Source organism: Bacillus sp. ZY-1-1 (assembly GCF_003047165.1).
Taxonomy (GTDB): Bacteria; Bacillota; Bacilli; order Bacillales; family Bacillaceae; genus Bacillus; species Bacillus velezensis.
This window is the reverse complement of sequence record NZ_CP027061.1, coordinates 3,715,512-3,728,029: the sequence shown is the minus strand read 5'-3', so window position 1 is coordinate 3,728,029 and position 12,518 is coordinate 3,715,512. Positions and strand designations below refer to the sequence as shown.

Sequence of the window (12,518 nt, the reverse complement as noted above, 5' to 3'; positions counted from 1 at the left end):
GAGAACACTCTCAATGGTTTGGTGGCGATAGCGAAGAGGTCACACCCGTTCCCATGCCGAACACGGAAGTTAAGCTCTTCAGCGCCGATGGTAGTCGGGGGTTTCCCCCTGTGAGAGTAGGACGCCGCCAAGCTTTTTATTTTATCTACCATGTTTTTGTTTATGAAGCTTATAATATTCCGCAGTAGCTCAGTGGTAGAGCTATCGGCTGTTAACCGATCGGTCGTAGGTTCGAGTCCTACCTGCGGAGCCATTGCTTCCATAGCTCAGCAGGTAGAGCACTTCCATGGTAAGGAAGAGGTCAGCGGTTCGAGCCCGCTTGGAAGCTTATCTAAAATACGTTGATCTGAAGCAGTTTCCGAATGTTATGGAACTGTTATTTTTTGTTTAGTTCAGTAAAAATCTGTTGCTGATTGTACCAGTTAAGGTATAGGTATTTAGCGCGTCTCCTGATGAAGCCTTTCTTCAAGGGTGCAAAAGAGATTAACATAATTAATTGTTAAACGGTATTGACTTTTATCAAAACCTTGATATAATTACTTTTGTCATAATGAACAGTATAAATAACAATACGGTTTACCGCTATCTGAAGCTGTATTCTGGCCATGTATTACACTTTTACTTGCGGAAGTAGTTCAGTGGTAGAACACCACCTTGCCAAGGTGGGGGTCGCGGGTTCGAATCCCGTCTTCCGCTCCATTTTATCCCAACGTGATATTGTGAAATTAATTGCGCCCGTAGCTCAATTGGATAGAGCGTTTGACTACGGATCAAAAGGTTAGGGGTTCGACTCCTCTCGGACGCGCCATATTATTTTTAAAAATCGGGAAGTAGCTCAGCTTGGTAGAGCACATGGTTTGGGACCATGGGGTCGCAGGTTCGAATCCTGTCTTCCCGACCATTCTCAAGCTTTAAAGATAATATACTGGTTTTCTTTTTTTCTCTTTTTTAAAAAAATGCTTGATTTATAGAGGAGCACCGTGGTATATTATTAAACGTCGCTGATGGACAGCAGACAACAACAAAAAGCTTCGGAAACAACTTAAAAAAAGTTGTTGACATAAAAGAAGCTGAGTGGTAAGATAATAAAGCTGCTTCAACAAGCGGTAATGATCTTTGAAAACTAAACAAGACAAAACGTACCTGTTAATTCAAAGTTTTAAATAAATCGCACAGCGATGTGCGTAGTCAGTCAAACTACTTTATCGGAGAGTTTGATCCTGGCTCAGGACGAACGCTGGCGGCGTGCCTAATACATGCAAGTCGAGCGGACAGATGGGAGCTTGCTCCCTGATGTTAGCGGCGGACGGGTGAGTAACACGTGGGTAACCTGCCTGTAAGACTGGGATAACTCCGGGAAACCGGGGCTAATACCGGATGGTTGTCTGAACCGCATGGTTCAGACATAAAAGGTGGCTTCGGCTACCACTTACAGATGGACCCGCGGCGCATTAGCTAGTTGGTGAGGTAACGGCTCACCAAGGCGACGATGCGTAGCCGACCTGAGAGGGTGATCGGCCACACTGGGACTGAGACACGGCCCAGACTCCTACGGGAGGCAGCAGTAGGGAATCTTCCGCAATGGACGAAAGTCTGACGGAGCAACGCCGCGTGAGTGATGAAGGTTTTCGGATCGTAAAGCTCTGTTGTTAGGGAAGAACAAGTGCCGTTCAAATAGGGCGGCACCTTGACGGTACCTAACCAGAAAGCCACGGCTAACTACGTGCCAGCAGCCGCGGTAATACGTAGGTGGCAAGCGTTGTCCGGAATTATTGGGCGTAAAGGGCTCGCAGGCGGTTTCTTAAGTCTGATGTGAAAGCCCCCGGCTCAACCGGGGAGGGTCATTGGAAACTGGGGAACTTGAGTGCAGAAGAGGAGAGTGGAATTCCACGTGTAGCGGTGAAATGCGTAGAGATGTGGAGGAACACCAGTGGCGAAGGCGACTCTCTGGTCTGTAACTGACGCTGAGGAGCGAAAGCGTGGGGAGCGAACAGGATTAGATACCCTGGTAGTCCACGCCGTAAACGATGAGTGCTAAGTGTTAGGGGGTTTCCGCCCCTTAGTGCTGCAGCTAACGCATTAAGCACTCCGCCTGGGAGTACGGTCGCAAGACTGAAACTCAAAGGAATTGACGGGGGCCCGCACAAGCGGTGGAGCATGTGGTTTAATTCGAAGCAACGCGAAGAACCTTACCAGGTCTTGACATCCTCTGACAATCCTAGAGATAGGACGTCCCCTTCGGGGGCAGAGTGACAGGTGGTGCATGGTTGTCGTCAGCTCGTGTCGTGAGATGTTGGGTTAAGTCCCGCAACGAGCGCAACCCTTGATCTTAGTTGCCAGCATTCAGTTGGGCACTCTAAGGTGACTGCCGGTGACAAACCGGAGGAAGGTGGGATGACGTCAAATCATCATGCCCCTTATGACCTGGGCTACACACGTGCTACAATGGACAGAACAAAGGGCAGCGAAACCGCGAGGTTAAGCCAATCCCACAAATCTGTTCTCAGTTCGGATCGCAGTCTGCAACTCGACTGCGTGAAGCTGGAATCGCTAGTAATCGCGGATCAGCATGCCGCGGTGAATACGTTCCCGGGCCTTGTACACACCGCCCGTCACACCACGAGAGTTTGTAACACCCGAAGTCGGTGAGGTAACCTTTTAGGAGCCAGCCGCCGAAGGTGGGACAGATGATTGGGTGAAGTCGTAACAAGGTAGCCGTATCGGAAGGTGCGGCTGGATCACCTCCTTTCTAAGGATTTTAACGGAATATAAGACCTTGGGTCTTATAAACAGAACGTTCCCTGTCTTGTTTAGTTTTGAAGGATCATTCGATTCTTCGAGATGTTGTTCTTTGAAAACTAGATAACAGAAGTAATTCACATTCAATTAGTAATGCAAGATATCACGTAGTGATTCTTTTTAACGGTTAAGTTAGAAAGGGCGCACGGTGGATGCCTTGGCACTAGGAGCCGATGAAGGACGGGACGAACACCGATATGCTTCGGGGAGCTGTAAGCAAGCTTTGATCCGGAGATTTCCGAATGGGGAAACCCACCACTCGTAATGGAGTGGTATCCATATCTGAATACATAGGATATGAGAAGGCAGACCCGGGGAACTGAAACATCTAAGTACCCGGAGGAAGAGAAAGCAAATGCGATTCCCTGAGTAGCGGCGAGCGAAACGGGACCAGCCCAAACCAAGAGGCTTGCCTCTTGGGGTTGTAGGACACTCTGTACGGAGTTACAAAGGAACGAGGTAGATGAAGAGGTCTGGAAAGGCCCGCCATAGGAGGTAACAGCCCTGTAGTCAAAACTTCGTTCTCTCCTGAGTGGATCCTGAGTACGGCGGAACACGTGAAATTCCGTCGGAATCCGGGAGGACCATCTCCCAAGGCTAAATACTCCCTAGTGACCGATAGTGAACCAGTACCGTGAGGGAAAGGTGAAAAGCACCCCGGAAGGGGAGTGAAAGAGATCCTGAAACCGTGTGCCTACAAGTAGTCAGAGCCCGTTAACGGGTGATGGCGTGCCTTTTGTAGAATGAACCGGCGAGTTACGATCCCGTGCAAGGTTAAGCAGAAGATGCGGAGCCGCAGCGAAAGCGAGTCTGAATAGGGCGAATTGAGTACGTGGTCGTAGACCCGAAACCAGGTGATCTACCCATGTCCAGGGTGAAGTTCAGGTAACACTGAATGGAGGCCCGAACCCACGCACGTTGAAAAGTGCGGGGATGAGGTGTGGGTAGGGGTGAAATGCCAATCGAACCTGGAGATAGCTGGTTCTCTCCGAAATAGCTTTAGGGCTAGCCTCAAGGTAAGAGTCTCGGAGGTAGAGCACTGATTGGACTAGGGGCCCCTACCGGGTTACCGAATTCAGTCAAACTCCGAATGCCGATGACTTATCCTTGGGAGTCAGACTGCGAGTGATAAGATCCGTAGTCGAAAGGGAAACAGCCCAGACCGCCAGCTAAGGTCCCAAAGTATACGTTAAGTGGAAAAGGATGTGGAGTTGCTTAGACAACCAGGATGTTGGCTTAGAAGCAGCCACCATTTAAAGAGTGCGTAATAGCTCACTGGTCGAGTGACTCTGCGCCGAAAATGTACCGGGGCTAAACGTATCACCGAAGCTGCGGACTGTTCTTCGAACAGTGGTAGGAGAGCGTTCTAAGGGCTGTGAAGCAAGACCGGAAGGACTTGTGGAGCGCTTAGAAGTGAGAATGCCGGTATGAGTAGCGAAAGAGGGGTGAGAATCCCCTCCACCGAATGCCTAAGGTTTCCTGAGGAAGGCTCGTCCGCTCAGGGTTAGTCGGGACCTAAGCCGAGGCCGAAAGGCGTAGGCGATGGATAACAGGTTGATATTCCTGTACCACCTCCTCACCATTTGAGCAATGGGGGGACGCAGGAGGATAGGGTAAGCGCGGTATTGGATATCCGCGTCCAAGCAGTTAGGCTGGGAAATAGGCAAATCCGTTTCCCGTGAAGGCTGAGCTGTGATGGCGAGCGAATTATAGTAGCGAAGTTCCTGATTCCACACTGCCAAGAAAAGCCTCTAGCGAGGTGAGAGGTGCCCGTACCGCAAACCGACACAGGTAGGCGAGGAGAGAATCCTAAGGTGATCGAGAGAACTCTCGTTAAGGAACTCGGCAAAATGACCCCGTAACTTCGGGAGAAGGGGTGCTCTGTTAGGGTGCAAGCCCGAGAGAGCCGCAGTGAATAGGCCCAGGCGACTGTTTAGCAAAAACACAGGTCTCTGCGAAGCCGTAAGGCGAAGTATAGGGGCTGACGCCTGCCCGGTGCTGGAAGGTTAAGAGGAGCGCTTAGCGTAAGCGAAGGTGCGAATTGAAGCCCCAGTAAACGGCGGCCGTAACTATAACGGTCCTAAGGTAGCGAAATTCCTTGTCGGGTAAGTTCCGACCCGCACGAAAGGCGCAACGATCTGGGCACTGTCTCAACGAGAGACTCGGTGAAATTATAGTACCTGTGAAGATGCAGGTTACCCGCGACAGGACGGAAAGACCCCGTGGAGCTTTACTGCAGCCTGATATTGAATGTTGGTACAGCTTGTACAGGATAGGTAGGAGCCTTGGAAACCGGAGCGCCAGCTTCGGTGGAGGCATCGGTGGGATACTACCCTGGCTGTATTGACCTTCTAACCCGCCGCCCTTATCGGGCGGGGAGACAGTGTCAGGTGGGCAGTTTGACTGGGGCGGTCGCCTCCTAAAAGGTAACGGAGGCGCCCAAAGGTTCCCTCAGAATGGTTGGAAATCATTCGCAGAGTGTAAAGGCACAAGGGAGCTTGACTGCGAGACCTACAAGTCGAGCAGGGACGAAAGTCGGGCTTAGTGATCCGGTGGTTCCGCATGGAAGGGCCATCGCTCAACGGATAAAAGCTACCCCGGGGATAACAGGCTTATCTCCCCCAAGAGTCCACATCGACGGGGAGGTTTGGCACCTCGATGTCGGCTCATCGCATCCTGGGGCTGTAGTCGGTCCCAAGGGTTGGGCTGTTCGCCCATTAAAGCGGTACGCGAGCTGGGTTCAGAACGTCGTGAGACAGTTCGGTCCCTATCCGTCGCGGGCGCAGGAAATTTGAGAGGAGCTGTCCTTAGTACGAGAGGACCGGGATGGACGCACCGCTGGTGTACCAGTTGTTCTGCCAAGGGCATCGCTGGGTAGCTATGTGCGGACGGGATAAGTGCTGAAAGCATCTAAGCATGAAGCCCCCCTCAAGATGAGATTTCCCATTCCGCAAGGAAGTAAGATCCCTGAAAGATGATCAGGTTGATAGGTCTGAGGTGGAAGTGTGGCGACACATGGAGCTGACAGATACTAATCGATCGAGGACTTAACCAATTTGAATGTATGCTTACTGTTATCTAGTTTTGAGAGAACACTCTCAATGGTTTGGTGGCGATAGCGAAGAGGTCACACCCGTTCCCATGCCGAACACGGAAGTTAAGCTCTTCAGCGCCGATGGTAGTCGGGGGTTTCCCCCTGTGAGAGTAGGACGCCGCCAAGCTGTCTTAAACCAGTTCATGATGAACTGGTTTTTTTTTTGAAAGATCACATAGATATATAAAGCTAATGCCTTTCAAAGGCATTAGCTTTTTTGTTTACATTGATTTTGCTTTGCTGTTGTGATTTTGAAGATTGTTTGATTTTATTGTCTCGAGTATTCTTAAACTGAACACAATCAGCAGCATAAGGAGCATCAGTGCAGTAAACAGCCAGAACGCAGTTTGTGCGGGATATTCATCTAAGCTCCAACCGACGGCGATCGGAAGGAGTGAACCTCCTAATCCGTTTGAAGCGAGCAGAATACTGGTAGTCGTTTCTGTCTTTCCGGGATAAAAATGATTCGTGATGATTAGGGCTATTGCAAACATGCCTGCCATGAACAGCCCTAAAAAGAAGCAAAGGGCAAAACCGAACCATACGTTTTTACTTAGTGCTAATACGGTAAGTGCTGCCAGACCGCCAATGCTTATGAGACGAAGATAACGGTGATATGTCAGCTTTTCTGATACCGGGCCTGTTAATAACCTTCCGATGATCATCCCCGTCCAATACACTGTAACTGTTATCGTTGCCAAAGAGTTGGGGATATCCCATTTCTCAGCGAAAATGGAGGGGATAAAATGTACAATTGAAACTTCACTGCCTCCGTAAAAGAAGAAGTAAGCCCCCGCCAAGGCAATAAACAGCAATCCGTGTGACCGATAACCGGTGCTTTCTTTTTTAGTGTCATCGGAAGAGACCTCTTTTCGGATGAGAAGCTGATCAATACTGCCGAAACTCATCTGCTTCCATGCGATTAAAAGTGCAAAACTGGATAACCCTAATACTAAAAAAGCAATTGTCCACATGTGGTTGTTGATAAGAAAGCCTGAGAGCAGAGGCATGAAAAGCGCACCTAATCCGTAGGCCACTTCCATCTTGCTCATGGCCACAGCCTGTCTTTCTTTAATAGCGGTGAGGATAATCGTGCCTACACAGGATTCCACCAATCCGGCGCCAAGCCCCGCGATGCTGACGAGAAGAAAGAGCAGCGGCCAGGGCGGCAGGAAGGTGATGAACATTTCGCAGCTGATGAGTGCCAGGCCAAAGATAACGACGTTTTTGCGCCCAAGCTTTTTCACCATGTATGGCATGCCAATAACACCGATGAGAAAGCCCATGAACTGAGAGAATACCAATACTCCGCCATTACTGTAGCTTTGTGAATAATGTGTGAGTAACTCAGGCAGTACGGCTCCCAGAATAACAAGTGTAAAAGCAATCGATCCATAAGAAAAACAGCTTATCCACAGCAGACGAGATTTCATCATTTTATCTCCTTATTCGTAAAATAATATTTCTCTCTACTCGTATGACATGAAATTTTACAAAAAATCCAAGTATTGTTACTATATCACATAACTTTTTCTCGTACATCCCTTATGGTAACGTTAACAAATTGTTAACATTTTTTACAAGAAAGAACATTGACATTATTTTCAATAATTAATACGATAAAAAGCGAAATTCTAATAATTTCATAGGGGTGGTATTTGTGGGAACGAAGGAAATCACGAATCCAGACAGCTTGTATTACAGTGTTGACGATGTAGTAATGGAGCGCGGAGAAGGGATTTACCTGTACGATCAAGAGGGGAATGAGTACATTGATTGCGCTTCTGCCACATTTAACTTGAATTTAGGATACGGTAACAAAGAAGTCATTGATACGGTTAAAGAACAAGCCGATAAGCTGATCCATGTGACATCATCTTTTCAAACAGACGCCGTAAATAAACTGGCAGAAAAACTAGTAGAAATCGCCCCCGATAATCTCACAAAAGTACACCCTAAAGTCAGCAGCGGTTCCGGTGCAAATGAAGGAGCTATTAAAATGGCTCAGTATTACTCCGGAAAAACCGATGTCATCTCCTTATTTCGAAGCCACCTCGGACAAACGTATATGACTTCCGCTTTGTCCGGCAACTCATTCAGAAAAGAACCTTTCCCGCCGCAAATTTCTTTTGGCCTTCAAGTCCCCGATCCGTATTGCAGCCGCTGTTTTTATAATCAGAAACCTGATTCATGCGGTATGCTGTGCGTAGAAAGAATTAATGATTTTATTGAGTATGCGAGCAATGGAAAAATTGCCGCCATGATTATTGAACCGATATCCGGAAACGGTGGAAACGTCGTTCCGCCTAAAGAGTATTTTAAACAGCTGAGACAGCTTTGTGATGAACACGATATCGCCCTGATTTTTGATGAAATTCAGACCGGGTTCGGACGGACGGGCAAAATGTTTGCCGCGGACCACTTCAATGTGAAACCTAATATGATGACGGTAGCAAAAGGGCTCGGGGGCACAGGCTTCCAAGTCGCCGCCACTCTGACGGAGGACAAGTATACCGGGCTTCCGGGGTATACGCACTCCTTCACGTACGGCTCAAATGTGATGGCCGCCGCTGCCGCGTGTAAAACCATAGATATCATGCAGCGTCCGGGATTTTTGGAAAATGTAACGACGGTCGGTCATTATATTATGGATCGCTTAGAAACGATGAAAGAGGATTTCGCTTTTATTTCTGAGGTAAGAGGCGTCGGTCTTATGATCGGTGTGGAGATTGTAAAAGAGAACAATGAACCGGATGTGGAGTTGACCAATTGTATTGCAAAACGGGCAATGGATTACGGGCTGATTCTCCGGACATCCCGTTACGGGTTCGGAAATGTATTTAAAATCCGTCCGCCTTTAACCATTACACTTAGTGAAGCCGAAGTGCTCTGCTACAGACTTCGCAAGCTATTGGAGGAAATCAAGTGAGAGACTATATCATCGGGCTTGGACAATTTGTTTATCATAAGGTGAAAAGTCAAAAAGGCACGCTGAAAAACCGGCTCGTAAACGGCTATTCTCCGGGAGGCGACGCCCAATTTAACATAGACGCCGCTGCTGAGGAGGCGGTGCTGGATTATATTCAAGATAAGGGCCATCCGGTTGCTTTTTACACGGAGGATGGCGGCCTGAAGCTGATTGGAGAAGATCCGCAATATATTTTAATTGTAGATCCGATAGACGGAACGCGTCCGGCCGCCGCGGGGCTTGAAATGTCGTGTATTTCGATTGCGCTTGCTTCATATAAGCCAAACGCAAAGATTAAGGATATCGAATTTGCTTTTTTGCTTGAATTGAAATCGGGCGCTTACATGTACGGTGATATTTACAGCGACGCCATTCAGTTTGAGGGGTATCAGGGAGGATTGCCGAATTTGAGCGGAGTGCGGGATATTAAAAATATGTTTTGGAGCCTTGAATTTAACGGGCATCCGGCACAGCTGATGACGGATGCATACGGTCATCTGATTGACCGGTCAGCCAATAATGGCGGGGTTTTTGTTTTCAACAGCGCTTCTTATTCGATTTCACGAATTATTACGGGGCAGATGGATGCTTATGTGGATATCGGCAATCGTCTGCTGAAAGATGATCCGAAGCTGCTTTCAGATTTTCAGCAGGTCGGAAACGGAGAGGTGCTGCATTTGTTTCCTTATGATATTGCCGCAAGCGTCTTTTTGGCGAAGAAAGCGGGAGTGGTCATTACGGATGCATACGGCCGGTCTTTGGACGAAACGCTTCTGACAGATTTAAGTTATCAGAACCAGCAATCATGTATTGCGGCATCAACGAAGGAGCTTCATCAAACATTGTTAGACCAAATCCGCTGGGGCAGAAAGGAAGAGAAATATGAAGGCGTTGGTCTGGACTCCTAATGATAAGCTTGAATATCAAGAGGTGGACGAGCCTCAAATTCGGAAATCCAATGATGTGAAAGTGAAAATTTTCGGCACCGGTATCTGCGGAACGGATTTAAATGTGCTGAAAGGAAAAATGAATGCAACCCATCATATGATTATGGGGCATGAATCGGTGGGAGCGGTCGTGGAAATCGGACCGGACGTGACAAATGTAAAAGTCGGAGACCGCGTCGTGATAGATCCTACGCAGTTTTGCGGGAAATGTCATTATTGCCGGAGAGGGCTGACGTGTTATTGCGAAACCTTCGAGGATTGGCAGCTCGGAATCGGGGCACACGGAACGTTTGCGGAATATTACGTCGGAGAAGACAGGTTCATGTACAGAATTCCGGATTCAATGGAATGGGAGCGGGCCACATTGGTTGAGCCTCTCTCCTGTGTGCTGAATGTTGTGGACAAAGCTTCGATTCAGCCGGAGGACTCGGTCTTGGTTTTGGGGTCGGGGCCAATCGGACTGCTTGTGCAAATGATGGTGAAAAAACTGGCGCGGTTGACGGTTGCGACTGAAATAGGCAGTTTCCGAAGCGAGGCGGCGAGCCGGATATCGGATTATGTCTACCACCCTGAAGCATTAACCGTGGATGAAGTGAAACGGATTAATCAAGGAAGAAAATTTGATGTAATTTTTGACGCGATCGGCAATCAGCTTGATTGGGCTTATCCTTTTATTGAAAAGGGAGGCAGAATCGTGCCGATGGGCTTTGATGATACGTATGAGATGACAGTCAGGCCGTACCAGCTGCTGTCAAACGGCGTAACGATTGTGGGCACAGGTGAAGCCCGTCAGATCATGGAGGCTGCGTTAGCATGTGCATCCGACCTTCCGCAGCTCTATGATTTTATTACGGAAAAGACGGAACTGAAGAATTATGAAGAAGCCATTGATCATCTCATGGGCATCGACCCGGTGACAAAAGAAAGAAAGGATATCAGCGCAATAAAAACGATTCTTGTGTCTGATCCGGAACTTTTATAAAAGCGGAAACGGCTCCAGTGAGAGCCGTTTTCTTTTCTTTTTTATACGGTCTTGCACATTTCTTTAAAGTTTAATATGATACTCTTTGTTAACCATTCCTTTCCTCAAGACATTATACTCTGAGCGTGTCCCCTTTTCCCCGTAAGCTTGCCTCATATTCCCCAGATAAAAATCAATGTTTCCAACTGATAGGGTGCGGATTTTTATAGTGAAAAGGAGTCGTTATCATTTGAAAGATTATACGTTACAGCAGCAATGGTTCGGGAATGTCCGTAAAGACATTCTGGCCGGTATTCTGGTTGCTCTCGCTCTGATCCCTGAGGCGATCGGATTTTCAATTATTGCAGGTGTCGATCCGATGGTCGGCCTTTATGCATCATTTTGTATCGCGATTATTATTTCTATCTTCGGCGGCAGACCGGGAATGATTTCAGCCGCTACAGGTTCAATGGCGGTTGTCATGGTGACATTGGTGGCTGATTACGGGCTGCAGTATTTGTTTGCGGCAACCATTTTGACAGGTATTATTCAATTTATTCTTGGTGTCAGTAAGATAGCGAAATTGATGAAATTTATTCCGCGTTCGGTCATGATCGGATTTGTGAATGCTTTGGCGATCTTGATTTTTTCTGCGCAGCTGCCGCAGTTCAAAGGAGCTTCATGGGTCATGTACGCTATGCTTGCCGGATCATTGGCTATCATATATCTTTTGCCGAAGATTACGACGGCTGTGCCGTCTCCGCTGGTGGCGATTATTGTCATGACGATCATTGCGGTGGTCTTCCATGCGGATGTCCGCACGGTCGGTGATATGGGCGGGATTACAAGTTCACTTCCGCATTTCTTGATACCGGATGTTCCGTGGACGTTTGAGACATTGCGGATTATTTTCCCGTATTCACTGGCGCTTGCATTCGTCGGATTGCTTGAGTCGTTGCTGACGGCCCAGATCATTGACGAAATGACGGATACGGATAGTGATAAGAACAAAGAAAGCCGCGGACAAGGCATCGCCAATATTGTGAACGGGTTTTTCGGAGGCATGGCCGGATGCGCCATGATCGGCCAGTCTGTCATTAATACGAAAGCCGGCGGTCGCGGCCGGTTGTCGGCTTTTACGGCCGGAGCGTTTTTAATGTTTTTAATTGCCGTATTAAGCGGTATCGTCGTGAAAATTCCGATGGCTGCGCTTGTGGCCGTGATGGTTATGGTGTCCATCGGCACGTTCGACTGGTCATCGATTAAAGGTTTGCGGAAAGCGCCCCTTACTGATTCGATCGTTATGGTGATTACCGTCGTGACGGTCGTTCTGACAAATGATTTATCGAAGGGTGTTTTCGCGGGTGTGCTGCTAAGCGCGATCTTTTTTACGGCGAAAATTTCTAAGCTGAAGATTGTGTCACATTCCGAACAAAAAGATGTCAGAACTTATAAGGTCACGGGCCAGATCTTTTTTGCTTCCGTGTCTGAACTGATGAATGCCATCGTTTATGATGAAGACGTGAAACGGATTATCATTGATTTGACCGATGCCCACGTGTGGGATGATTCTGGAGCGGCTGCTCTTGAGAAGATTGTCGCCAAATGTAAAGAATACGAAATTGAGGCTGAATTAAAGGGATTAAATCAGAAAAGCCGAGATTTAATGAAACAAATGGCATAGAATTTGTGAAGTCCGGATGAATATATCCGGGCTTTTTTTCGGTTAAATTTGCCGGTGTGCATTGT

General features: G+C 48.0%; 5 protein-coding genes, 5 tRNA genes and 4 rRNA genes. 13 read left to right on the top strand and 1 reads right to left on the bottom strand.

The features are described 5' to 3' along the window. Positions 1-17 precede the first annotated feature (17 nt). From rrf (C5I45_RS18645) to rrf (C5I45_RS18605), 9 genes are all read left to right on the top strand, one after another. Positions 18-133 (top strand): 5S ribosomal RNA (gene rrf, locus C5I45_RS18645). A 45-nt stretch (positions 134-178) separates the two neighbouring features. Beyond that, positions 179-253: transfer RNA gene (locus C5I45_RS18640), tRNA-Asn, on the top strand. Positions 254-255: 2 nt separating this feature from the next. Next, positions 256-328: transfer RNA gene (locus C5I45_RS18635), tRNA-Thr, on the top strand. Between the two features lie 296 nt (positions 329-624). Beyond that, positions 625-699, top strand: a tRNA-Gly gene (locus tag C5I45_RS18630). Between the two features lie 32 nt (positions 700-731). Beyond that, a tRNA-Arg gene (locus C5I45_RS18625) sits at positions 732-808 on the top strand. 16 nt (positions 809-824) lie between these two features. Further along, positions 825-901, top strand: a tRNA-Pro gene (locus tag C5I45_RS18620). A 301-nt stretch (positions 902-1,202) separates the two neighbouring features. Beyond that, positions 1,203-2,749 (top strand): 16S ribosomal RNA (locus C5I45_RS18615). 175 nt (positions 2,750-2,924) lie between these two features. Further along, positions 2,925-5,854: ribosomal RNA gene (locus C5I45_RS18610) — 23S ribosomal RNA — on the top strand. A gap of 50 nt (positions 5,855-5,904) precedes the next feature. Next, positions 5,905-6,020 (top strand): 5S ribosomal RNA (rrf, locus tag C5I45_RS18605). Together the 16S, 23S and 5S rRNA genes with 5 tRNA genes alongside form the textbook arrangement of a ribosomal RNA operon. A 94-nt stretch (positions 6,021-6,114) precedes the next feature. Here rrf (C5I45_RS18605) and C5I45_RS18600 read toward each other — a convergent pair. Continuing rightward, a complete protein-coding gene (locus C5I45_RS18600; protein WP_015388775.1) occupies positions 6,115-7,326 on the bottom strand; it encodes an MFS transporter in 1,212 nt (403 codons plus the stop codon). Between the two features lie 227 nt (positions 7,327-7,553). Between C5I45_RS18600 and C5I45_RS18595 the strand changes: the two genes are divergently transcribed. The 4 genes from C5I45_RS18595 to C5I45_RS18580 all read left to right on the top strand — a co-directional run bounded on the left by C5I45_RS18595 (position 7,554) and on the right by C5I45_RS18580 (position 12,453). Continuing rightward, positions 7,554-8,822 carry an aspartate aminotransferase family protein gene (locus C5I45_RS18595; protein WP_107994570.1) on the top strand — a complete coding sequence of 423 codons (1,269 nt, stop codon included), beginning with the start codon at positions 7,554-7,556 and terminating at the stop codon, positions 8,820-8,822. Then, a complete protein-coding gene (locus C5I45_RS18590) occupies positions 8,819-9,769 on the top strand; it encodes an inositol monophosphatase family protein (RefSeq protein WP_025853831.1) in 951 nt (316 codons plus the stop codon). Before C5I45_RS18595 ends, C5I45_RS18590 begins: the two co-directional genes overlap by 4 nt. Further along, positions 9,744-10,790, top strand: a complete 1,047-nt coding sequence (locus C5I45_RS18585) for a zinc-dependent alcohol dehydrogenase (protein ID WP_003156784.1) — start codon at positions 9,744-9,746, stop codon at positions 10,788-10,790. The genes C5I45_RS18590 and C5I45_RS18585 overlap by 26 nt, the downstream gene beginning before the upstream one ends. A 229-nt stretch (positions 10,791-11,019) precedes the next feature. Next, positions 11,020-12,453, top strand: coding sequence for a SulP family inorganic anion transporter (locus tag C5I45_RS18580; RefSeq protein WP_015388772.1), 1,434 nt, complete (start codon positions 11,020-11,022; stop codon positions 12,451-12,453). Positions 12,454-12,518 lie beyond the last annotated feature (65 nt).

What these genes read in the sequence shown, in the direction of transcription:
- C5I45_RS18600 (WP_015388775.1), bottom strand. Translation starts at nt 7,326, where the DNA reads ATGAAATCTCGTCTGCTGTGGATAAGCTGTTTTTCTTATGGATCGATT.
- C5I45_RS18585 (WP_003156784.1), top strand. Translation starts at nt 9,744, where the DNA reads ATGAAGGCGTTGGTCTGGACTCCTAATGATAAGCTTGAATATCAAGAG.